The 22,093-nt window shown below is 70.6% G+C and carries 22 protein-coding genes; 13 read left to right on the plus strand and 9 right to left on the minus strand.

Annotation, left to right across the window (positions count from 1 at the left end; genetic code table 11):
* A complete protein-coding gene (locus ACFXPK_RS01475; RefSeq protein WP_385006048.1) occupies nucleotides 1-327 on the plus strand; it encodes a DUF1048 domain-containing protein in 327 nt (108 codons plus the stop codon).
* Nucleotides 328-382: 55 nt separating this feature from the next.
* Here the strand turns inward: ACFXPK_RS01475 and ACFXPK_RS01480 are convergent, their stop codons facing one another.
* From ACFXPK_RS01480 to ACFXPK_RS01490, 3 genes are read right to left on the minus strand one after another with little or no spacing between them, the layout of a single operon-like run.
* Nucleotides 383-589 (minus strand): hypothetical protein, encoded by a 207-nt coding sequence (locus ACFXPK_RS01480; protein WP_385070686.1) that lies wholly within the window; start codon nucleotides 587-589, stop codon nucleotides 383-385.
* Nucleotides 586-1,530 carry a LamG-like jellyroll fold domain-containing protein gene (locus ACFXPK_RS01485; protein ID WP_385070372.1) on the minus strand — a complete coding sequence of 315 codons (945 nt, stop codon included), beginning with the start codon at nucleotides 1,528-1,530 and terminating at the stop codon, nucleotides 586-588. The genes ACFXPK_RS01480 and ACFXPK_RS01485 overlap by 4 nt, the downstream gene beginning before the upstream one ends.
* Nucleotides 1,520-2,971, minus strand: coding sequence for a PQQ-dependent sugar dehydrogenase (locus tag ACFXPK_RS01490; protein ID WP_385070375.1), 1,452 nt, complete (start codon nucleotides 2,969-2,971; stop codon nucleotides 1,520-1,522). The genes ACFXPK_RS01485 and ACFXPK_RS01490 overlap by 11 nt, the downstream gene beginning before the upstream one ends.
* A gap of 187 nt (nucleotides 2,972-3,158) precedes the next feature.
* On the opposite strand from ACFXPK_RS01490, the gene ACFXPK_RS01495 reads away from it, so the two are divergent.
* Both ACFXPK_RS01495 and ACFXPK_RS01500 read left to right on the plus strand, forming a co-directional pair.
* Nucleotides 3,159-3,656 carry a MarR family transcriptional regulator gene (locus ACFXPK_RS01495; RefSeq protein WP_385006041.1) on the plus strand — a complete coding sequence of 166 codons (498 nt, stop codon included), beginning with the start codon at nucleotides 3,159-3,161 and terminating at the stop codon, nucleotides 3,654-3,656.
* A 267-nt stretch (nucleotides 3,657-3,923) separates the two neighbouring features.
* A complete protein-coding gene (locus ACFXPK_RS01500) occupies nucleotides 3,924-6,041 on the plus strand; it encodes an MMPL family transporter (protein ID WP_385070378.1) in 2,118 nt (705 codons plus the stop codon).
* On the opposite strand, the gene ACFXPK_RS01505 is transcribed toward ACFXPK_RS01500, so the two are convergent.
* Entirely contained in the window at nucleotides 6,027-8,090 is a 2,064-nt protein-coding gene (locus tag ACFXPK_RS01505; protein WP_385070381.1) for a hypothetical protein, read from the minus strand. The genes ACFXPK_RS01500 and ACFXPK_RS01505 overlap by 15 nt on opposite strands.
* 301 nt (nucleotides 8,091-8,391) lie before the next feature.
* Here ACFXPK_RS01505 and ACFXPK_RS01510 point away from each other — a divergent pair, with 301 nt between their 5' ends.
* The 6 genes from ACFXPK_RS01510 to manD all read left to right on the plus strand — a co-directional run bounded on the left by ACFXPK_RS01510 (nucleotide 8,392) and on the right by manD (nucleotide 14,709).
* A complete protein-coding gene (locus tag ACFXPK_RS01510; RefSeq protein WP_385070384.1) occupies nucleotides 8,392-9,192 on the plus strand; it encodes a S1 family peptidase in 801 nt (266 codons plus the stop codon).
* A 133-nt stretch (nucleotides 9,193-9,325) separates the two neighbouring features.
* Entirely contained in the window at nucleotides 9,326-10,111 is a 786-nt protein-coding gene (locus ACFXPK_RS01515) for a FadR/GntR family transcriptional regulator (RefSeq protein WP_384994093.1), read from the plus strand.
* A gap of 182 nt (nucleotides 10,112-10,293) precedes the next feature.
* On the plus strand, nucleotides 10,294-11,613 hold the full coding sequence (locus ACFXPK_RS01520) for an ABC transporter substrate-binding protein (protein ID WP_385070387.1): 1,320 nt from the start codon (nucleotides 10,294-10,296) through the stop codon (nucleotides 11,611-11,613).
* The gene (locus ACFXPK_RS01525; RefSeq protein ID WP_384994089.1) at nucleotides 11,613-12,599 is read left to right on the plus strand and encodes a carbohydrate ABC transporter permease; all 987 of its coding nucleotides are present in this window, start codon (nucleotides 11,613-11,615) and stop codon (nucleotides 12,597-12,599) included. The genes ACFXPK_RS01520 and ACFXPK_RS01525 overlap by 1 nt, the downstream gene beginning before the upstream one ends.
* Entirely contained in the window at nucleotides 12,596-13,420 is an 825-nt protein-coding gene (locus ACFXPK_RS01530) for a carbohydrate ABC transporter permease (RefSeq protein ID WP_384994087.1), read from the plus strand. The genes ACFXPK_RS01525 and ACFXPK_RS01530 overlap by 4 nt, the downstream gene beginning before the upstream one ends.
* A 74-nt stretch (nucleotides 13,421-13,494) precedes the next feature.
* The gene (gene manD, locus ACFXPK_RS01535; RefSeq protein ID WP_385070392.1) at nucleotides 13,495-14,709 is read left to right on the plus strand and encodes a D-mannonate dehydratase ManD; all 1,215 of its coding nucleotides are present in this window, start codon (nucleotides 13,495-13,497) and stop codon (nucleotides 14,707-14,709) included.
* A gap of 55 nt (nucleotides 14,710-14,764) precedes the next feature.
* On the opposite strand, the gene ACFXPK_RS01540 is transcribed toward manD, so the two are convergent.
* Both ACFXPK_RS01540 and ACFXPK_RS01545 read right to left on the minus strand, forming a co-directional pair.
* The gene (locus ACFXPK_RS01540; RefSeq protein ID WP_385070669.1) at nucleotides 14,765-15,211 is read right to left on the minus strand and encodes a PaaI family thioesterase; all 447 of its coding nucleotides are present in this window, start codon (nucleotides 15,209-15,211) and stop codon (nucleotides 14,765-14,767) included.
* A 98-nt stretch (nucleotides 15,212-15,309) separates the two neighbouring features.
* The gene (locus ACFXPK_RS01545; RefSeq protein WP_385070394.1) at nucleotides 15,310-15,930 is read right to left on the minus strand and encodes a LysE family translocator; all 621 of its coding nucleotides are present in this window, start codon (nucleotides 15,928-15,930) and stop codon (nucleotides 15,310-15,312) included.
* 111 nt (nucleotides 15,931-16,041) lie between these two features.
* Here ACFXPK_RS01545 and ACFXPK_RS01550 point away from each other — a divergent pair, with 111 nt between their 5' ends.
* Nucleotides 16,042-16,497, plus strand: coding sequence for an Lrp/AsnC family transcriptional regulator (locus ACFXPK_RS01550; RefSeq protein ID WP_384994080.1), 456 nt, complete (start codon nucleotides 16,042-16,044; stop codon nucleotides 16,495-16,497).
* Here ACFXPK_RS01550 and ACFXPK_RS01555 read toward each other — a convergent pair whose 3' ends face one another.
* The 3 genes from ACFXPK_RS01555 to ACFXPK_RS01565 are packed head-to-tail and all read right to left on the minus strand — an operon-like array spanning nucleotide 16,498 to nucleotide 19,597.
* Complete coding sequence (locus ACFXPK_RS01555) at nucleotides 16,498-17,991, minus strand: tripartite tricarboxylate transporter permease (RefSeq protein WP_384994077.1); 1,494 nt, start codon at nucleotides 17,989-17,991, stop codon at nucleotides 16,498-16,500.
* Complete coding sequence (locus ACFXPK_RS01560) at nucleotides 17,991-18,614, minus strand: tripartite tricarboxylate transporter TctB family protein (RefSeq protein WP_385070399.1); 624 nt, start codon at nucleotides 18,612-18,614, stop codon at nucleotides 17,991-17,993. Before ACFXPK_RS01560 ends, ACFXPK_RS01555 begins: the two co-directional genes overlap by 1 nt.
* Nucleotides 18,611-19,597: a Bug family tripartite tricarboxylate transporter substrate binding protein gene (locus ACFXPK_RS01565; protein WP_384994073.1), complete on the minus strand. Its 987-nt coding sequence runs from the start codon at nucleotides 19,595-19,597 to the stop codon at nucleotides 18,611-18,613. Before ACFXPK_RS01565 ends, ACFXPK_RS01560 begins: the two co-directional genes overlap by 4 nt.
* Nucleotides 19,598-19,750: 153 nt before the next feature.
* Here ACFXPK_RS01565 and ACFXPK_RS01570 point away from each other — a divergent pair, with 153 nt between their 5' ends.
* Genes ACFXPK_RS01570 through ACFXPK_RS01580 form a run of 3 tightly spaced genes read left to right on the plus strand, consistent with a single transcriptional unit; the run spans nucleotide 19,751 to nucleotide 22,028 of the window.
* On the plus strand, nucleotides 19,751-20,524 hold the full coding sequence (locus ACFXPK_RS01570) for an IclR family transcriptional regulator (protein WP_385070404.1): 774 nt from the start codon (nucleotides 19,751-19,753) through the stop codon (nucleotides 20,522-20,524).
* An 18-nt stretch (nucleotides 20,525-20,542) separates the two neighbouring features.
* Nucleotides 20,543-21,124: an RraA family protein gene (locus ACFXPK_RS01575; RefSeq protein ID WP_385070406.1), complete on the plus strand. Its 582-nt coding sequence runs from the start codon at nucleotides 20,543-20,545 to the stop codon at nucleotides 21,122-21,124.
* Nucleotides 21,117-22,028 carry a hydroxyacid dehydrogenase gene (locus tag ACFXPK_RS01580; RefSeq protein ID WP_385070409.1) on the plus strand — a complete coding sequence of 304 codons (912 nt, stop codon included), beginning with the start codon at nucleotides 21,117-21,119 and terminating at the stop codon, nucleotides 22,026-22,028. Before ACFXPK_RS01575 ends, ACFXPK_RS01580 begins: the two co-directional genes overlap by 8 nt.
* Nucleotides 22,029-22,093 lie beyond the last annotated feature (65 nt).

The following is a 22,093-nucleotide window of genomic DNA, read 5'->3' on the forward strand; positions in this document are numbered from 1 at the left end:
GTGAGCATCCAGGACATCATCGAAGGCAAGAAACAGTGGCGGGCACACGTGGCTCGGGTCAAGGCACTCCCTCCGGACTACCGGATCGTCTACAAGGAGATGCAGAAGTACCTGTTCAAGGTCGGACCGATCAGCCTGCCTGACGGGCCTCTGCTCCCCGGGATCGTCGACTTCTTCGAGGAGGGCGTCGCCGCAGGAAAGGGGGTTGTGAAACTCATCGGCACCGACGTCGCCGCTTTCTGCGACGACCTGGTCAAGGATTCCCCTACCTATGCGGATGTCTACCAGGCATCCATCAGCGCGGAACCCGGCGCAGACCAGAAGTGACGTGTGCGGGCCGAAATCGAGAGCCCTGTGTGACCGTCGGGCAGCACCCTCGCACTCACTCCTCGTCCTCTTCGTCCTCATCCGGCTCGGGCGCGTCCGGGTCGCGCAGCGGGCTCAGGGTCCCGGCGACCGGGGTCGAGGCGGTGAAGCTATGGCGGCCGAGCAGGTTCAGGTTGCGGTGCTGGAGGTCGACGGTGACCGCCGAACGAATGCGCCTGGGGTGTGCCAGGTGAGGGCCGACCGGGCGGCCGGAATTCCTCACCTGCTGCGTCGGTACTGGGCCAGGATCTCGTCCGGGGGCAGGGCCCGGTCGAGGAACATCAGGTCGTCCATTCGGCAGTCGCAGGAGTTGGCCTCCCTGGTGTTCTGCGGGTAGCTGCCGCCGATCTTGATGCCCCGGGGGTTGGTCGGTGACGCGGTGTCGGGTTCCGGTTCGCCCTGGACGGACCAGGGGTCGCCGGTGAGGGTGTAGGAGCCGGGCAGGGGGCGGCCGTTGCGGTAGAGCGCCATGGTGCCGTCGTCGTAGTCGAAGGTGGCCGCGAGGAACACCCAGTCGCCCCGGGGCAGCAGCGTCGTCCAGTCGGCGTCGGCGGCGAAGGTCTGTGAACTCCCGCCGTCCAGACGGCGGCCGAGCGCGACCACCTTCATCTCGCCGCCCACGGTGATGAGTTCGAGCAGGGCGCGCACATCGTGGCCCTGGGAGGTGCCGGAGAGGATGCCGGCCAGTCCGATGGCGCCGTAACGGTCGACGGGGTCGGCGGAGTTCGAGTTGAGGCCCGGGTTCTCGCCGGTCATCTTGAACCAGCCCATGACGGTGGTCTCCTGTACGCCGTTGAACGCGCGCAGGGAGGCCACACCGTCCTCGGCGTAGACCCCGGCCTTCCAGTCGTCGTTGCCCGCGGTGGCGGGCGCGATCTGTCCGGTCCGCAGGACGGGGCCGCGCTCGCGGTCCCATACCCGCATCCGGGTACCGCCGTTGACGAGCTGGAGGTCGGTTCCCGACCGGCCGCGGTCGCGCTCCCAGGCGGGATTTCCGCGTACCGGGTGGGCGAAGTCGTAGTACGCGACGAGGTTCGGCCGCAGGTTCGCCGGTACGGGAGCGGAGGCGGCGGTCGCCCGTTCGGCGGGGGCGAGCGTGGCGCCCAGCAGTCCGGCGGCCAGCACCAGCGCCCCCGCGGCTCTCAGAGCGCCGTTACCGCCCACCGGTCACCTTCCAGATCGTGCCGTTGGCCTTCGACAGGACGTACAGCTCGCCCGCCCGGTCCGTACCGAAGCGGAGGTCGACGCGCTCGTCGCCGGCCAGCGACCGCATCGAGGTCACGGCGCCCCGGGGGTCGAATATCCGGAGCTGGTGGACGCGGGCGAGCGGTCCGCCGCGGCGCATCTCGCGCACCTCCGAATAGAGGACGCGCCCGCTCACGCCCTCGGCGTAGACGTACTTGCCGTACAGCTCGGGAATCAGCCGTCCGCGGTAGACGAATCCGCCGATGAGCGCGTTCCCGCTGTCGGCGCAGGGGCGGTCCGCCGGCGGGTTGTGGTCGAAGGCCGCCACCGGGTAGGTGTAGCCGTTCCCGGCGTCGTCGGCCGGGAGCGGGAAGACCCCGCAGGTGGGGTTGTCGGCCTTGCGGTAGGCGAAGGGGCCCTCGCGCTCGCTCCAGCCGAAGTTGTCGCCCGCCCTGACCTCGTAGACGGATTCGATCCGGTGCTCGCCGATGTGCCCGACGAACATCTGGTGGCGTCCGCCGGTGTCCCAACTGAACCGGTGGGGGTCGCGCAGTCCGTACGCGTAGATCTCGCCGAGCCGGCCGGGCTGTCCGACGAAGGGGTTCGAGGCGGGGATGCCGTACTTCCCGCCCGGCCCGTCGTGGCCGCGGGGGTCGATCCGGAGAATCTTGCCCTGCGGCGCGGTCAGGTCCTGGGGGACGGTGCCGCCCGCGCCCGCCCCGCCGTCGCCCACGGCGACATGGAGGAGGCCGAAGTCCCGTTGCCCGGGGCGGGCGTTCGGGTCGAAGCCGATCTCCTGGATGTTGTGGAAGACGTCCTGGAATCCGAGCCGCATCACCTCGCGCCGGGTCCCGCTGAACGTTCCGGACGCGGGATCGTCCGCGGTCCATTCGGTGATCACGGAGTGGACGCGTGTGGTGGCGGGCGCCGGCAGGTCGACCGGCTTGGTGGTCAGCGCGTCGCGTGCCTCGGTGTGGACGGTGTAGAAGACACCGTTGTGCGCGAAGCCCGGGTGGAAGGCCACGAAGCCGAACCCGCTGCCCAGTCCCCGGTGCGACCAGAAGTCGGGGCCCACGGCCGCGCCCACGTCGAGGTACGCGCGCGGGGCGCCCGCGCGGTCCAGCAGATAGAGCGTGCCGTTGAGATCGGGGACGTACAACCGTCCCGAGCGGTCGGGGACCTCACCGAGGTAGTTGATACGGGCCCAGCGCTGCAACCGGGCATCGGTGGGGGGCGGGACCGGCTCCGACTTCGGGAGGGCCGCGAACTCTTCGAGCACCAGACCGTGCCGGGAGACGACGGGGTCCGGCAAGGGGTCGTCGATCGGGTCGCCGTCCTGGGCGAGGGCCGGTGGCGCGAGAAGCGCCATCAGCAGCACACCCGCGGAGATCACCAACCGGCTCCGGCCTGACCTGGGCATTCCGCTCACCTCATCGGTTCGCCGTGCGGAGAGAATGCGTAGAAAGCGCTTCCAGCAGCGCCTGCGCCAAGCTACAAAGCGCGACCGGGTGAGACAAGGGGTGCGACATCATGGATGTGATGTACACGCCAATTTCGGCCATCGACTCCTTCCGCGGCCCGCTTCGCCCACCGGCTAAGGTGAACGCGTGGCCAGCACAGCGGACCGAGAGAGCGGGGACACGGACCAGGACCGTCCGGCACCGGCGGATCTCCAGGCGTACGCGACCCAGTTGCGCCGGATGAACGGCGAGATCAACCGGCTGGTCCACGGCTTCGCGTCCGGCCAGGGGCTGCACGCCACCGATGTCCAGGCGCTCGCGGCGATCCTGGACGCCGACGAGCCGCTGACGCCCGGCCGGCTGCGGGACACCCTCGGGCTGACCTCCGGCGCCGTCACCGCCTGCCTCGACCGGCTGGAGCGCGCCGGCCATGTCCGCCGCTCCCGCGACAGCGACGACCGCCGAGTGGTCCACCTGCACTACGCGGCGGGGGCCCGCCCGGTGGCACGGGCCTTCTTCCGGCCGCTCGCGGAGGCGACCCGGCGGGCCCAGGAACCCTTCAGCGAGGCGGAGTTGTCGGTGATCCTGCGCTTTCTCACCGGCATGAACGACGAGCTGGAGAGCGCGCGCACCGCGAAGGCGTGAGCGGGCCCCACAACGGCGCACCGGCCCCGCACACCGCTCCCCGGCGGGGTTCCGCCCGAACACCACAGCCCCTCTTCGCGCACCCCCGCGCACACCGGCGGCACCACCGCACCGTAAAGTATTTCAATGATTGAGATACTTTATTGTTGAGATGGTTCCCGGGGCTCCCATGTGCCCCGGTCGTACGTTCCGTGTTGCCGTGCTGCTGTGTCCCCGCGTTTCCGCGTTTCTCGCGTTGCCGCGTCTACAGCGTTTCCGAGGAGAGCGATGTCCCGTACCCCGCGATGGGCCCGTTGGCTGGTCCCCGTCGTCCTGCTCGTCGTCTGGTGCGGTGTCGGGGGCACCCTGGGCCCGTACGCCGGCAGGCTCGGCGAGGTCTCCACCAACGACCAGGCCGCCTTCCTCCCCAGGAGCGCCGAATCGACCCGGGTCATCGACGCCCAACGGGCCTTCCAGCAGCAGGAGACGGTGCCGGCGATCGTCGTGTGGACCGCCGACGGGGACGGCGGCCGGATCGGCGAGGAGCAGCGGAGGGCCGCGACGGACGCCCTCGCCGCGCTCGCGGGCACCCCCGGTGTCGGCGACGCCGTCTCCCCCGCCCTGCCGTCGGAGGACGGACGCGCGCTGGAGGGCGTCGTCCCCCTGAGTCCCGGCCTCGGCGACGAGTTGCGGCCCACGGTGGAACGGATCCAGCAGGCCGCCGACGGTGTCGCGGGGACCACCGCGCGCATCGCCGGCCCGGCAGCCAGTCAGGCCGATCTCTCCGAGGCCTTCGCGGGCATCGACGGGCTGCTGCTCGGGGTCGCCCTCGCGGTGGTGCTGCTGATCCTGCTGCTCGTCTACCGCAGTGTGCTGCTGCCGCTGGTCATCATCGTGGGGGCGGTCTTCGCCCTGGGGCTGGCCTGCGCGGTCGTCTACGTCCTCGCCGACCACGAGATCGTACGGGTGGACGGTCAGGTGCAGGGGATCCTGTCCATCCTGGTGATCGGGGCCGCCACCGACTACGCGCTCCTGCTGACCGCGCGCTTCCGTGAGGAACTCGGGTCCGGCGGCGACCGGATCACGGCGATGCGCGCCGCGCTGCGGCAGTCGTCCGGCGCGATCACCGCCAGCGCCGCCACCGTCGCCCTCGGCCTGCTCGCCCTGCTGATCAGCGATCTCACCAACAACCGCGCGCTCGGACCGGTCGGTGCCATCGGCATCGTCTGCGCGGTGCTCTCCACACTGACCTTCCTTCCGGCCGCTCTCGTCCTGCTCGGCAGGGCCGCGTACTGGCCCGCCAAGCCCCGGCCCGCCGCCGAGAAGTCGGGCGGGCACGGTGTCTGGGTGAGGATCGCCGACCTCGTGGACCGCGCGCCCCGCAAGGTGTGGGCAGTCTCCCTCGCCGCGCTGCTCGCCTGCGCCGCCTTCGCCCCCACGCTGGCCTCGAAGGGCGTCCCCCTCGACGAGATCTTCGTCAACGACGCCCCGTCGGTCGCCGCCCAGCGGACGCTGGGCGAGCACTTCCCCGGTGGTTCCGGCAATCCGGCGGTCGTCATCGCCGACGCCGGCCGGATCGCCGAGGTCACCGCCGCCGCGGAGGCCACCGACGGGGTCGCCTCGGCGGCGCCGGTGACCGGGGAGGGACGGCCGGGCGCCGGGGAGCCGCTGGTCGTCGACGGACGGGCGCGGGTCGATGTGACCCTGCGGAGCGCGGCCGACAGCGACGCGGCGATGGACACCGTGGTCCGGCTGCGCGACGCCGTCCACGCCGTACCGGACGCGGACGCCCTGGTCGGCGGCTACACCGCCCAGCGGTACGACACGCAGCGGACCGCGGAGCACGACCGCTCGCTCATCGTGCCCGTGGTGCTCGTGATCATCCTGGTGATCCTGGTCGGGCTGCTCCGTTCGCTGATGATGCCCTTGCTGCTGGTGGCCACCGTGGCTCTCAACTTCCTTGCGACGCTGGGGATCTCGTCCCTGGTCTTCCGGCATGTGTTCGGCTTCGGAGGCACCGACTCGTCCGTGCCGCTGTACGGGTTCGTCTTCCTGGTGGCGCTCGGCGTGGACTACAACATCTTCCTCATGTCACGGGTCCGGGAGGAGTCGCTGCGGCACGGGGTGCGCGAGGGCGTTCTGCGGGGGCTGACCGCCACGGGGGGTGTCATCACCTCGGCGGGTGTCGTGCTCGCCGCGACGTTCGCGGCGCTGGGCGTCATTCCGCTCGCCTTCCTCGTGCAGATCGCGTTCATCGTCGCCTTCGGTGTCCTGCTGGACACGCTGGTCGTCCGCTCGCTGCTGGTACCGGCGCTGGTACGCGACATCGGCCCGAAGGCGTGGTGGCCCGGCGCTCTCAGCCGTGGGGAGCACGACCCCGCCACGTCCCGCTCAGGCGAGGCGTGAGCGGTCGGGACGCGGGGTGGTCCTGAAGCCGTCGCTCAGGTCCTGCAACGCGGTGACCAGGCGTCGGCCCTCCTCGTCGACGGGTGCGAGACGGTCGATGACGGCGCGGCTGTGGGCGGTGTCGTCCGCGTCCATGCGTTCCATGATCTGGGTCAGGGTCGACCTCAGCCGCGCCTGGTGCCGTAGATGATGGTTCTCGACGGCGTCGACCAGGAGCAGGCCCTGGCTCCGCGCGACGTCCTCGAAGGTGGCGCGCGCCTGCTTCACCTGTTCGTCGATCATCTCCTTGCGTTCCTGGCGTGCTTTGTGGACCTTGGACTCACGGTCCTTGAGCAGGTCAGTGACCTTGGCGATGGCGATGGCCGTGACGACCGCCGCGCCCGCGGGAACGGCGATGGTGGCGAGGCTGAGGCTGGTCGTCAGCCAGACGGCGCCGCCCGCGATGGGACCGGCGACGCTGACGGTGTTGGCCACGGTCTGCACCAGACCGTAGACGGTCAGGGGCCGGCGGCCGTCCGACCGCATCGGGAAGAAGCTCGTGTCCAGCGGATCGGCGGTGACCAGATGGGCGTCGGTCTCCACCCCGAGGTCCGCCCGCAACAGCCGGCGGGCGTTGCCGTCGAGCGTCCGCAACTCGCTCTCCCAGAGGGTCGCCGGACCCCCGGGCGCGGTCATCCACCGGCTGAACACCTGGACCTGACGCACATCGATCTCGTTGACGTGCTCGGCGCTCAGATTGCCGTCGTCGATCAACGGGTCGAGCTCGCGGTGGAGTTCATGGGCCAGATCACCGAACGGCTTCTGCGCCGCCCGGATCCTGCGCTGCATCTCACGGTCGAGCTCCGCCCGGATACGCTCCAGGGAGTGCTCCGCGCCGTCCACACGCTCGCGCAGGCCGTCCCGCTGCGCCATCAGGTCGCCCACGGCCACCTGGTGGGTGTCGAGCGTGTCGGCGATGTCGCGCTGACGGCGGCGGACCAGCCAGCGCGCCTCGTCGGCCACCTTGGTGAGGTGGACGTTTCCGGCGCCGGACTCCATCAGTTTCCGGAGACGGTCGCGCAACGCCTCCATGCCGCTGAGGCGTCTGAGGGAGCCTCCGTCCTCGCCCCTGGCCTCCTTGAAGTCCGCTTCGGCCTCCCAGGCGGCCGAGACCGGCAGGAACCCCTCCCCGATGAACTGTCCGCCTTGGCCCCCGAAGTGCGTGTGCAGGTACTCGTTGTTCGTGGCCAGCACGCTCTTCCAGGCAGCCTGGCCCTGCTCCCGCTGGGTGGCGAGGTCGATCCCGGTCAGGACCCACAGCACCCGCTTGCCGGCGTTGCCGTGCATGTGATGGGCGTACAGGTCCCTGATGAGCTGGAGTTCGGTGGCGGTCAGCGCCGAGGCCGCCTGGCTCGCGTAGATGAAGCAGTCCGCCTCTCCCCATGCCTCCCGCATGATGAACTCGTGCTCCTCGACCGGCGACTCCGAGCCGGGCAGATCGAAGAGCTTGACCGGCAGGCTGGCTCCGGAGACCAGCATCTCGATCGCCTCGACACGGCGTCCGATGTGCTCGGGCCTGCGGTTGGTGACGTCACCGTCGGCCGCTCCGTAGGCGGCCACCACGGCGGGAGGCAGATCCGTGCCGATGTCCGCCACCTCCCCGCCCTCGAACCGCACCCGCAGCAGGGCCTTGCCCTCCGGAGCGGCCGGCTCGTCGTCCCCGACGGGGATGACCGTGCTGGGACAGGCGGTGGAGGGACGCGCCGACGACGGAAGGATGCCGAGGTACTCGGCCGCGGGCATCCCGTCCTCGTCGGTGATCGGGACGTACCGCAGGCCGCCTTGGACTCCGCTGATCAGGAAGCTCTTGCCGGAGGACTGCCGGCCGAGCAGGGCCACGTTGAGCATGCTCGACAGGGCACGGGTGCGCAGGGCTTCCAGCCGTGTGATGTCCCCGGCCAGGCCCTCGGTGTCGGGAAGGAGATCGCGCACCGCCTCCTCCATGCGTAACCACCGTTCGCAACGGCCCAGCAGGTGCTTCAGTTCGTCCCGTACTTCTTCCACCGGCATCATGTCTCCCCTTTTATCGCGGAACATCGCCCACCACCGCGGATTCCGTCAGAACGCATTCTTCCGGGTCGAACTGTGATAATTCCGCGGTCGTTTCGTGATGCGTCCCGGATTCCGGGAAGGTGCGGCCCCTCGGGCGGCCACCGGCCGGAGCGCCGAATTCCGAATTCCGGTGCGCACAGAGGACCGACGGAACTCCGGTAAATACCGAACACACATTCAGCGGTATCCGGTAGCTTCATCGTCACGTCACGCGCAAGGGCGTCAAAAGGCCCTTGCGCACCATGTTTCAGGGGGGAACATGCGGAGGAACAGAATCCGTCCGGCCGCCGCGCTCGCGGCGCTGCTGCTGCCGCTCGCCGGCGTACTGACACCGGCGTCGGCGCAGGCCCAGGAATCCCCGGGCGCACCGTCCTCGCCCGTCGCCGTCGAACAGGACAGCGACGACGGAAGCCTCGAAGCGCAGATCATCGGAGGGACCAAGCCCGAGTCCCGCGGAATCGCCGCGATCTCGCTCGACGGCAGCCCGCATTGCAGCGGGTCGATCATCGACAACTACTGGATTCTCACCGCCAAGCACTGCGTCAGGGAGAACGGCGGTGACGGCCCGAAGATCGCCTACAGCCGGCTCAAGGTGCGGGTGAAGAGCGTGTACTCGGACACCGGTGGCGGGGTCGTGGCCGTATCGCTGACCAAGTCGCGCGATCTCCAGGATCTCGCGCTGATCAAGCTCGGCCGGTCCGCGAACGCCGAGCCGGTGTCCATGGCGACGAAACACTCCGCGATCGGTGCCACGACCTATGTCTTCGGTTACGGAATCACCTCGTCCAGCGGCGCGAACGACAACCGGCTGCGCCGGGGCACCGAGCGCGTCGTGGACAACTCCTTCCCCGGGATCCTGACCACCGCGATCGACGGCAAGCCGTGCTACGGGGACTCCGGTGGCCCGCTGTTCAAGCTGGTGGACGGGGCGCGCTACCAGATCGGCGTGGTCTCGCGGCCCCCTCAGGGCGACCCGGCCGACTGCTCGGGCGGCCGTACGGTCTACTCCTCCGTACCCAACAGCCTGGGCTGGATCAAGGACACGATGCGGGACTTCTGACCTCCCTCGTACGGTGATGCCCGCCGCCGGGTCCCCGGGGCGGGCATCACCGGTCCGGTCCCCGGGGCGAGCATCACCGCGCCCCTCCGCTCCCGCCCCACGGGCGCGCGTCACCCCCTGTACTCTGCTGCGTATGCCGTCTGCCCCTTCCCCGCAGCCGGATCGTGGTGCACCTCCCGCCCAGCGCGGGCTCCTGACCGAACGCATCGCGCGTCAGCTGGAGCATGACATCCGGTCCGGAGAGATCGCCGTCGGCACGAAACTGCCCTCCGAACGTGAACTCGCCGCGCGGTTCGGCTCCAGCCGGAACGTGGTCCGCGAGGTGCTGCGGCGCCTTGAGGCCCAGCATCTGATCGAGGTCGCGCCGGGCCGCGGGTCGTTCGTCCGGGAGCAGACACCCGGCCAGGCCCGCAGCTACGACTCCCTGTACCGCGCCGGCCGGCCCACCGTCCGGCAGCTCATCGAGGCGCGCGTACCGCTTGAGGTCGAGACCGTCAGACTGGCGACGGAACGCGCGAGCGCCGAGGACATGTCGGCGATGCGGGCCGCCAGGGACGCCGTGGAGACGGCCACCGATGTCGTCGCCAAGGCGCAGGCGGACGTCGACTTCCATGACGCGATCGCCGCGGCGAGCGGCAATCCCGTTCTGCGGATCATGCTCTCCTCGATCAGCGGGATGATGTTCGAGATGATGCTCCGCTCGAACTCCGACCCGTCGATCGGTGAGCCCGGCGTCCCGCACCACCCCGAGATCTTCGAAGCGATCCAGGCCCGTGACGTGGAGCTGGCCTGCGCACGGATGCGGGCCCATCTGACACTCGGGCTGCGCACGTACGGCGCCGATCTCGATGTCAGTGTGAACGCGATGGCCCGGCAGCACATCGAGTCCCTGCTCGGCCGCGACGACCACCAGGGCTAGGGCCACCGCCCCGGCACGTTCCGTGGCGCCGCGACGGACACAGCGTCATACCGGCGCCGGAGCCTGTTCAGCGCGTGGTGTCTCTTGCTACGGTCCCTGTCACTGCCCCAACTGGTCCTACCAGTTGGACCAGACGGATCGGATGGATCGGGACGTACCGCACCAGAAAGACGAGGACGATGATGTCCACGAGCAGCCAGTTCCTCAGCCGGCGCTCCTTCGGCAAGGCCGCCGCCGGTCTCGCGGCCGCGGCGGGCATGGGGTCGCTCGGTGCCTGTTCGACCGGGGGCGGCACCGCCTCGGCGAACGCGCCGTTAAGGATCATGGCGATCAACCATGTCTGGTCCCAGGCGATCAGACAGCGCATCGAGGAATTCGAGAGCCGCGTCGGACGCAGGGTCTCCATGACCCTGCTCACCGCCGACCAGCTCACCAACAGCTACAACGTCAAGCTCAACGCCTCCGGAACCGACGTGGACGTCATGATGGTCCGGGCGCTCCAGGACCAGCTGCTCTTCGGGCGCAACGGCTGGCTCGCCGATCTCACCGGCCTGGTGAAGGGCGACGCCTCGTACGGCTGGGCGGACTTCCAGGACGCCCCGCGCGAGGTGTCGGTCACCGCGGGCAAGGTCCTGAGCGTCCCCGTGGTGACCGAACGCCCGACGCTCTACTACCGCAAGGATCTGGTGGAGTCGCTGGGCGGACCGCCCGGAACGCTCGACGACCTGATGGAGATGTCGCTCGAACTCGCCGACCGCCGCCGGAACTTCTTCGGCTATGTCGGCAGGGGGCAGCGCAACGGCGCCGTCAGCCAGTGGTCGAGCTTCCTCTACTCCCACGGCGGTGACTTCGTCGTCGACGGAGCGTCCGGCATCGGATCGCCGGAGGCGGTGGCCGCGTACACCTACTACGGCAGGCTGCTGGAGCGGGCCGGGCCGCCCGGGGCCACCAACATGAGCCTCGAACAGGCCATGCCGGTCTTCGCGCAGGGGAAGGCGGCCTTCTACGTGGACGCCGACGCCATCTACAGCAACTTCCTCGACCCGAAGATCTCCACCGTGGGAGAGACCGTCGGCTTCGCCCCCTTCCCGGCCGGTCCGGCCGGGGCCCGGCCGCACAACATCCCTTCCTGGAGCCTGGGCATCAACCGCTTCTCCCTTCTGCGCGACGAGGCGTGGGAGTTCATCCGGTGGGCCTCGGGACCGGAGATGGTGGCGGAACTCCAGGCGGCCGGGATACCCGGAGCCCGCCGGTCGGTGTGGTCGGACCCGAGGACGCTGGCCGCGTTCCCGCCCGAACTCGCCGCGGCCATGCGGACCAACGCGCGGCGCGGCATCGGTTACGACCGGCCCCAGGTCCTCCAGGTCGGCCGCTCGCGCGACATCGTCGGACGCCCGCTGGTGGCCGGGATCCTCGGCAAGCGGGTGGCGCCGGTCGCCCGTGACGCGGACGCCGAGTTCAACGACTTCCTGGTCCGCGACAACCGCCACAGGGAGTCCTGATGCACACCACCGAGACCACCACGACCACGCCGGACGGGACGCCGCGCGCCGTGCGCGACACGCGGAAGCAGCCCGTACGAGGCTCCCGCCCGCGCGCGGCCCGGTCCTTCGAGCAGGCCAACCGGCGTCTCCGGTGGGCGATGCTCGCACCGGCGCTCGGCTTTGTCGGTCTGATGATCGTCTTTCCGCTGGCCTTCACACTCAACCTCAGCCTCACCGACGCCTTCGGCGCGGTGAACTCCGACAAGAACTACGTCGGTCTCCAGAACTTCTTCGAATCCCTCGGCGACTCACGCCGCTTCTGGCCCGCCGCCCGGCGCACGGTGATCTTCACCGTGGGCGCGGTACTGGTGGAGACCGTGCTGGGTCTCGCCCTCGCGATGCTCATGCGCAAGCCGTTCCGGGCCATGCGCTGGGTCCGTACGGTGCTCATCATCCCGCTGCTCACCACACCGGTCGCGATCGGCATCCTCTGGCTGCTCATCCTCGACCCGAGCAACGGCATCGCGAACCATCTGCTCACCTCGCTCGGGCTGCCGCCGCAGGAGTTCCTCGGCTCGGTGAGCCAGTCCCTGCCGACCCTGATGCTCATCGACGTGTGGCAGTGGACCCCGATGATGACGCTGCTCCTGCTCGCCGGTCTGACCACGCTCCCCGCGGAGCCGGAGGAGGCGTCCCTGGTCGACGGGGCCAACGGCTGGCAGCGGTTCCGCCATGTCATCCTGCCGATGCTCGGGCCGACACTCGCCACCGCCCTGGTCCTGCGCGCCGTGGACGCGCTCAAGACGTTCGACGTCCTCTACGCGACCAAGGGGGCGGGCGGAGGCTCCGACTTCGAGGCGGAGACCCTCAACGTCTACGCCTACGGCCTGACCTTCGACTACCAGGAGTACGGCCTCGCGTCGGCGGTCCTGGCCCTGTTCACGCTCTTCATCATCGGCGTCGTGGTCCTGCTGCGCCGCCGTACCGGAAGGAAGAACGCATGAGTCCCGCCGCCCGGCGCCGTTACGGATCCTGGCTGCGGGGCATCGCCATCGCCGTCGTGACGCTCGTCTTCGCGCTGCCCGTCATCTGGATGTTCGCCGCCGCCTTCAAGACGAACGTCCAGGTGACCGACCCGACCGTCGGCCTGTGGTTCTCCCCCACCCTGGACAACTTCCGCAACGTCCTCGGAACGGGGCAGATCCTGCGGCCGATGGGCAACTCCCTGCTCGTCGGCGTGGTGTCCACCGTGCTCTCCGCGATCATCGCCGTACCGGCCGCCTGGGCCGTGGGACGGTTCCGGATGCGCCGTACCGGCTCCCTCATCCTCGTCGCGCGCATCGTCCCCGCGGTCTCCCTGCTGGTCCCCTGGTACTACCTGTTCGCGCAGGCGGGACTGGTCGGCTCCTACACCGTGCTGATTCTGAGCCATATGTTCGTCTCGGTCCCGCTGATCCTCTGGATCATGATCAGTTTCTTCGAGGGGCTGCCGGTCGAGCTGGAGGAGGCGGCGCGCACGGACGGGCTGTCCGCCTTCGGCGCGTTCCGGCGCATCACGCTGCCGCTGGCCGCGCCGGGCACCGCCACGGCGTCCCTGCTGGCCTTCGTCTTCAGCTGGAACAACTTCATGTTCGCGCTGATCTTCGCCGACGAAGACACCCGGACGGTGCCCGTGGCGCTGTTCAACTTCATCTCCTACGCGAGCACCGACTGGGGCGGTCTGATGGCCGCCGCCGGCCTCATCACGGTGCCGGTACTCCTCGCCGCCGTCCTCGGACAGAAGTACCTGGTGGCGGGGTTGACCTCAGGTGCCTCCAAGGGCTGACGCCCTCCCGCCGCCGACCACCGCCTGTCCCACCGTCCACCGTCCGCTCCACACAGCTCAGGAAGAACGCATTCATGAAGATCGTCGACGCGAAGGTCGTCGTCACCAGCCCCGGCCGTAACTTCGTCACGCTGAGGATCACGACCGACGACGGCCTCTCCGGCCTCGGGGACGCCACCCTCAACGGGCGCGAACTGGCCGTCGCCTCGTATCTGCGCGACCATGTGGCGCCCCTGCTCATCGGCACCGACCCGCACCGCGTCGAGGACACCTGGCAGTCGCTGTACCGCGGCGCCTACTGGCGTCGCGGACCCGTCACCATGGCCGCGATCGCCGCGGTCGACGTCGCGCTGTGGGACATCAAGGCGAAGGCCGCCGGTCTCCCGCTGTACCAACTGCTCGGCGGCGCGAGCCGGGAGCGCGTCGGAACGTACGGACACGCCGACGGGAGGGACATCCCGGAACTGTTCGACTCGATCCGTGCCCGCCTGTCCGAGGGCTATCCCGCGATCCGGGTGCAGACGGGCATACCGGGGCTGAAGACCGTGTACGGCGTGCACAGCAGCCCCGACCGGACCGAGGCCGCCCCGCACCAGCAGGCCCGTCCCGTGGTCGAGGACTGGGACACCGCGGCCTACCTGCGCCACATCCCCACGGTGTTCGAGGCGGTGCGGGGCGAGTTCGGGCCCGAGCTGCCCCTGCTCCACGACGCGCACCACCGGCTCACCCCCGTACAGGCGGCCCAGCTCGGCAGGGATCTGGAGCCGTACCGGCTCTTCTGGCTGGAGGACTGCACCCCGGCCGAGAACCAGGAGGCCCTGCGGCTGGTCCGCCGGCACACCACCACGCCCCTCGCGATCGGCGAGGTCTTCAACACCGTGTACGACTACCAGACGCTCATCGGCGAGCAGCTCATCGACTACGTGCGCTCGGCCGTCACGCACTTCGGCGGGGTCTCCCCGCTGCGGAAGCTCTTCGACTTCGCCGCGCAGTACCAGATCAAGAGCGCCATCCACGGCCCGGAGGACATCTCGCCGGTCGGCATGGCCGCGGCCGTCCATCTCGACCTGGCGGTGCACAACTTCGGGATCCAGGAGTACGCGGGCCACACCCCGCTGACCCATGAGGTGTTCCCGCACGCCTACACGTTCACCGACGGGCACCTCCACCCGGGCGAGGCGCCGGGCATCGGGGTGGAGCTGAACGAGGAACTGGCTGCCGCGCACCCGTACGAGGCCGCGTACCTGCCGGTCAACCGGCTCCAGGACGGCTCCGTACACGACTGGTGAGCCCGCCCCTCAGGGGTGGGGGCGGGGCCCGTCCCGCCGGGGAAGGGCCCCGGTCTCACCGGCTCCGCCGGTCGAGGCGGATCAGGGTCTGCTGGCCGGTCGCGACGAGGGTGCGCTCCCCGGTGCCCCGGACGCCGTACACCTCCAACTGACAGACGGTGAGCGTGCGTCCGGACCTCAGGACCGTCCCGACCGCCTCGACATGGTCGCCGGCGGCCGGCGCGAGGAGGTTGATCTTGTACTCGACGGTGAGGACGTCGCACTCCTCGGGGAAGAGGGTGAGCGCCGCGTAGCCGCCCGCGCTGTCCGCGACGGCGCTGGTGGCACCGGCGTGGACATAGCCGTTCTGCTGGGTCACCTCCGGGCGGACCGGGAGCACGAGGTGCACGCGGCCGGGCCCGACATGGGTGATCCGGGCGCCGAGATGGGCCATGAGGCCCTGGCGTTCGAAGCTGTCCTGGACGCGCGCGCGGACCTCGGGGGCCGCCTGTTCCCATCGCATCGGGTCTTCCACGGCTCTCTCCTTCGACGGGCCGCGCGCGTACGCTCGACGCGACGCACGGGACAGGACGGGTCAGGACGGGTCAGGACGGGACGGGTTCACCCGCCGGCCAGCCGTTCCACCAGCAGGAACCCGCCGATGCCGATCATCATGGCACCGGAGGCCCAGGTGACGGCCCGGGCCGCCGAGGGCCTGGCCTTCAGGACCGTACGGGCGAGCAGACCGACGCCGAGGTAGACCACGGCGCAGGCCGCCATGTGGAGCGCGCCGAGCAGGCCGGTCTGCGCGGCGACCGGCCAGCCGTCACCGGCGTCGATGAACTGCGGGAACAGCGAGAAGTACAGCAGCAGCGCCTTGGGGTTGAGCCCGCTGATCCCGGCTCCCCTGAGCAGGATCCGGGTCCGGGAGGAGGCCATGGCCTCCTCGGCCGCCGCCACCGTGGCGGGCCGCCGCAGCGCGCCCTGGCCGAGCCACACCAAGTACCCCGCGCCTGCGACGGTCAGCACGGTGAGCGCGGCCGGTGAACTCGCCACGATCACCACCAGACCGGCGACCGCGAGCAGTGTGTACCCGGCGTACCCGGCTATCAGCCCGAGGACCGCCGGCCCGAGCGCCCGGTTCCGCAGGCCGGCGGAGATCGCGTAGGCCCAGTCGGCGCCGGGGGTGCACACCAGCAGCAGGTCCACTGCCAGAAAGGCCGCCAGTGTGGTCGTGTCCATCGATCGTTCCCTCTCTCGTTCCGTGCCCGAGAGGGAAGAATAGGTCGAATATGTCCGAAAATGTTTGCGTACTTACCTCATGATCGCTCTGTTAGGGGGAGAATCTTCTTCATGGATGCCCTCGACCGCAAGATTCTTACCGAGCTGCAGATGGACGGCCGGCTGACGGTCACCGAGCTGGCCGCCCGCGTGCGGCTCAGCGTCTCGCCCTGCCACCGGCGCCTGCGCGACCTCGAACGCGCGGGCGCCATCCGCGGCTACCGCGCGGTCGTCGACCCGGCCGCCGTCGGCCTGGCCTTCGAAGCCCTCGTCTTCGCCACGCTGCGCTGGGAGAGCAGCGACACGGTCACCGCCTTCGAGGAGGCCGTCACCGCGCTCCCCCATGTCATCCAGGCGCAGCGCCTCTTCGGCGAACCCGACTACCTGCTGCGGGTGGCGACGGCCGACCTCGCCGCCTACCAGCGGCTCTACGACGAGCAGTTGGCCTCACTGCCCGGTGTCCGGCGGCTGACCTCCACCCTGGTCATGAAGAACGTCGTCGCCGACCGGCCGCTGCCCGCGCAGTGATCACCGGGCCCGGCGGGCGCGCTGTACGAGCAGGCCGACGACACCGAGGGCGAGGACGAGATAGAGCGTGATGGTGATCGGGCTGGAGACCAGCGCCGTGGGGTCGCCCTCGCTGACCGCCATGGCACGGCGGAACTCGGTCTCGGCGAGGGGGCCGAGGATGACGGCGATGAGGACCGGGGCGACGGGCAGCCCGTAACGGCGCATCGCGAAGCCGAGCAGCCCGATCGCGAGGACGAGGACGAGATCGAGGAGCTTGCTGCTGGTCGCGTAGACGCCGAGCATCGCGAAGACGGTGATGCCGCTGTAGAGGTAGTGGCGCGGGACCTTGAGGAGTTTGGCCCACAGCGGCGCGAAGGGCAGGTTGAGTACGAGCAGGACGATCATGGCGATGAAGAAGCTGGCCAGCAGCGCCCAGACCAGCTCGCTCGCCCGCTCGAAGAGCAGGGGTCCCGGCTGGAGACCGTACTGACGGAACGCGGCCAGCAGGACGGCGGCCGTCGCGGAGGTGGGCAGTCCCAGGGCCAGCAGGGCGCCCATCGCGGTGCCCGCGGTGGCGTTGCCCGCCGCCTCGGGTCCGGCGACGCCCTGGATGGCGCCCTTGCCGAACATGGAGTCGCTGCGGCGCGAGCCGAGCCGGCGTTCGGTGCCGTACGACAGGAAGGTGGGCACCTCTGAGCCGCCCACGGGGATGATGCCGAACGGTACGCCTATGGCGGTGCCGCGCAGCCAGGCGGGCATCGCCTGGCGCAGCTCTCCCCGGGAGAGCCACAGCCGGCCGGTGGACGGCATGACGCGCAGGTCCTCCTGGGTCCCGCGGCGCGCGGCGACGGAGATGACCTCGCCGAGGGCGAGCAGGCCCACGGTGATGACCACGATGTTGATGCCGTCGAACAGTTCGGGGAGCCCGCCGGTGAAGCGGGCGGCGCCGGACATGCCGTCGACGCCGACGAGGGCGATCGCGAGGCCGATGACCAGGGCGGCCAGTCCGCGCAGGATCGAGTCGCTCACCACGGCCGAGATGGCGACGAATGCGAACACGGCGAGCGCGAGGTATTCGGCGGGGCCGAAGAGCGTGGCGAGTTCGGCCAGCGAGGGCGCGAAGAACACGACGAGTACGGAGGAGAGGATGCCGCCGATGAACGCGCCGATGGCGGCGGTCGCGAGAGCCTGGGCCGCGCGCCCGGACTTCGCCATCCGGTGGCCTTCGATGGATCCGGCGATGGCGGTGCTGTTGCCCGGGGTGTTCATCAGGATTCCGGCGGTCGAGTCGCCGAACAGGCCGCCGAACAGCACACCGGCGAACATGATGAACGCGCCGATGGGGTCGAGCGAGAAGGTCACGGGCAGCAGCAGCGCCACCGCCATCGCGGACCCGAGGCCGGGGAGTACGCCGACCGCGGTGCCCAGCAGGGCGCCGACGAGTACCCACAGCATGTTCATGGGTGTCAGGATCGTGAGGAACCCGTCACCGAGGTTGCTCAGTGATTCCATCAGAGCACTCCTGCCAGGATGCCCGGGGGCAGATTGAGGCCCAGCCCCGCGGAGAAGGCCAGTTGGACGGTGGACGAGATGGCGATCGACAGGAAGAGGTCGAACACCGGCCGGCGGCTGCCGAGAGCGCGGGCGACGCCCCAGAAGAGCAGCGCGCCGGAGAGCAGCCAGCCGAGGGGGACGAGCAGGGCGATGAAGGCGGCGATCGTACCGACGAGCCCGGCCAGCGCCCGGTGGTTGCTGCGGGTCCTGACCGCTCCGTCGGTGTCACCGGCGGTGGCCCCGCCGGAGAGGGCGGAGACGGTGGGAGCTGTGTCGGCGGACGGGGTGTCGTCGGCGGTCTGTGCGGCGCCCGGGTCCGCCGGGGCGGCGACCCGCTCGGGCTCGGGGCGGCGCAGGACGTCGACGCCGAGGAGGACGGCGAAGACGAGGCACGCGACGGCGACCACGGTGGGGAACATCCGCGGCCCCGGCGAGGCGACGTTGGCCGGCACCTCCATGGTGAGCGTTCCGGCGCCCAGTACGACACCGGTGACGAGCAGCAGCAGCGGGATGATCAGGCCGGTGCGGCGGCGCAGGAAGGCGGCGGGACCGGTGTCCGCCGGCCCGGGGTGGGTGGTCACAGACCCAGCTCCTTGATGATCGTGTTCACCCTGGCCTGGTCCTGGCGGATGAAGTCGGCGAACTCGTCACCGGTCAGCAGGCTGTCCACCCACTTGTTGCGGGAGAGCGCGTCCGCCCACTCGGGGGTACGGGTCGCCTCGGTGACGATGTCGGTCAGTTCCCGGCGCTGTGCGTCGCTGATGCCGGGCGGGGCCACGAGGCCGCGCCAGTTGGGCAGCGACACGTCGACGCCCTGTTCGATGAAGGTGGGGGTGTCGATGCCCGGTACGGGGGTGTCGGCCGAGACCGCCAGCGCCCGCAGGTTGCCCGCCTCGATCTGGTCGCGGAAGTCGTTGTAGCTGCTGACGCCGATCTCGACGGTGTCCGACAGCAGCGCGGTCAGCACCTCGCCGCCGCCCGCGAACGAGATGTAGTTGACGTCCTTCGGATCGATGCCGGCCTCCCGCGCGGCGAGTCCGGCGAGCAGGTGGTCGGTGCCGCCGAGACCGCCGCCGCCGACGGCGTGGCTGTGCGGATTCTTCTCCCAGGCCGCCATGAAGTCCTTCAGCGTCCGGTACGGGGAGTCCGCGGGGACGATGAAGACCTGGTAGTCCTCGGCGAGCCGGGCGATCGGGGTGGTGTTCTCCAGGTCCACCCGTGACTTGTTGACCGTGATGGCGCCCTCCATCACGGTGCCGGTCATCATCAGCCGCGTCGGGTCCTTGCCCAGTTCCACGAACTGTCCCAGGCCGATGGTGCCGCCGGCGCCGGGCACGTTGACGACCTGGACGTTGTTGACGATCGAGCCGGCCCGCAGGGCCTGCTGGAACTCGCGTGACGCGAGGTCCCAGCCGCCGCCGGGGGCGGCCGGGGCCGTGACGGTCAGCTTCGACCTCGGGGTGGCGCCCGAGGTGGAGTTGCTGGCGTCGACTGCGGCGGCCCCGGCGAGCACCGCGGTGCACAGGGCACCGGCGACGCCGAGCATGAAACGTTTCCTCTGCACGACCACTCCCTTGTGATCTCGTACCGAGCTGTCTGCGATGGCCGGTGGTGTTACCCCAGTGTGTCCATCTGGTGGATATTAATGACCGCCAGATGGTAAACATCATGGGCGGGACGAAGCAATGGAGATGACACGGTGAGGAAAGGGAATCCGATGTCCCCGACGACCGACGGTGGTGGCATCCGGGCCGTGAGCCGGGCGTGGCAGGTACTGCGCGCGTTCACACCGGAACGTATGTCACTCACACTGACCGACCTCGTCCGCGAGACGGGACTGCCGAGGACCACCGTCCTGCGGCTGGTGGAGACACTGGCCGGCGAGGAGCTGGTGGAGTACGGGGCGGACGGGCGGGTCCGGGTCGGCACCAGCCTGATCGCCTTCGCCGCCTTCGCCGACACGGCCTGGACGGTTCCGCCCGCCTCGCTGGCGCGGATGCGGGCCCTCGCCGCCGAGACCGGGGAGACGGTGAGCCTGTACGTACGGCAGGGCACCCGGCGCGTCGTGGTCGGTCAGGCCCCCAGCCCCAACACGCTGCGCCATGTGGTGGAGCCGGGCGACTCGCTGACGATGTCCGTGGGGTCCGCCGCGTACGTCCTGCTCAGCCTCGAACCGCCGCAGGAGCGGGAATCGCTCGTCGCCCGGATCGCCGAGGAGTGCGGCGGTGACGCCGAGGCGCTGCGGGCCGGGACCCGGGCCGCGGCCGAGCGGGGCTGGTGCGTCACCCACGGCGAGCGCGAGCCGGGCAACAGCGGTCTGGCGGTGCCCGTCCCGTTCCCCGGCGGCGCCGCCCCGGCCCGTCCGCCGGTCCTCGCCGTCGGTGGTCCCACCGTCCGGTTCACCGAGGAGAAGATCCCCGGCTTCGTCCACGCGGTGAGCCGCTGCGCCGAGGACATCGCCCGCACCGGTCTGCCACCCGCACTGTACTGACCTCGTCGAAGGAGAACCGTGCACAACTATCCGCCCCCCGGGGCGCTTCCCGTCGCCACCGTGTCCGACGCGATGGACCGGTTCGGCGTCGCCGACGGCATCCGCCCCCTGTGGCCGGGCGCCGTCCTGTCGGGGCCCGCGTTCACCGTGTGGACCAGGCCGGGCGACAACCAAGGTCTGCACGCCGCGTTCGAGACGATCAGGCGCGGGGAGGTCCTTGTCGTCAACGGCGGCGGGGACGCGACCCGCGCGCTCATCGGCGAGTTGGTGGTGCAGAAGGCGAAGGCTCTGGCGATAGGCGGGATCGTCCTCGACGGCGCCGCCCGGGACGTGGTCGAGCTGGCGCGGCTCGGTATCCCGGTGTTCGCGCGCGCCGTCACACCGGCGGGGCCCTGGAAGACCGGTCCGTACCGTACGGCCGTCCCCGTCGCGGTCGGCGGGGTGCCGGTCAGCCCCGGGGACTGGGTGCTCGGTGACGACGACGGGGTGGCGGTCGTCCCGGCGGGCGAGGTGGCGGACGTCGTCGCGCGGACGCACCAGCTCATCGAGGGCGAGTCCGAACGCCGGGCGGCCAACCAGAGGCTGGTGCCCCGTGACTGAGCGCCCGCTCGTCTGGATCCCGCGGCCGGTCCACGAGGACGCGCTGGCCCGCCTGCGCCCGCACGCGGAGGTGCGTCCCGGATACGGCGCCGACGGCGTCACGTTCGACGAGGTCCACGACCGGGTCACCGCCGTCCTGCTGCGGACCGAACGCGTCGACGGCGCGATGATGCGGCGCGCGCCCCGGCTGCGGATCGTGGCGCGGCACGGGGTCGGTCTCGACACCGTGGACGTCGACACCGCGCGGGAGCTGGGCATCGCCGTCACCACGACCCCGACGGCCAACAGCCGGTCCGTCGCCGAGCACGCGGTGGCGCTGCTGCTCGCGGTGCGCCGGGGCATCGGCATCGCGGTCCGTGACGAGGGGGACACCCGCGCCGCGATCCACGGCCGGGAGCTGGGCGGCGCGGTGCTCGGGCTGGTCGGTTTCGGCCGTATCGCCCGTGAGGTCGCCACGATCGCCGGCCGGGGGTTCGGGATGCGGGTGGTGGCCTACGACCCGATGGTGCCGGCGTCCGTCATGACGGACGCGGGCGTCGAACCCGTGGATCTGCCCACGCTGCTGTCCCTGGCGGAGAACCTCAGCCTGCACGTCCCGCTGGTGGAGGAGACCCGTGACCTCATCGGGCTGCCGGAGCTGCTGGCGCTGCCCGAGGGCGCGGTGGTGGTGAACACCTCGCGCGGGGGCATCCTCGACGAGTCCGCGCTGCTCACGGCGGTCCGCCAGGGCCATCTGGCGGGCGCCGGTCTCGATGTCACCGCGATCGAACCGCTGCCGTCCGACCACCCGTTGCGCGCCGAACCGACGGTCGTCATCACCCCGCACACCGGCGCGCAGACCGCGCAGGCGCTGCGCCGGATGGCGACCGAGGCCGCCGACCACATCATCGCCCACCTCACCTGACCCGGCGCCGGGCCGCGCCCAACACCAGCGGCGTACCACCAGGTGGTTCGCTTGTGCCGCTGGAC

The sequence above is a fragment of the Streptomyces sp. NPDC059142 genome (genome assembly GCF_042755665.1).
Lineage (GTDB): Bacteria > Actinomycetota > Actinomycetes > Streptomycetales > Streptomycetaceae > Streptomyces.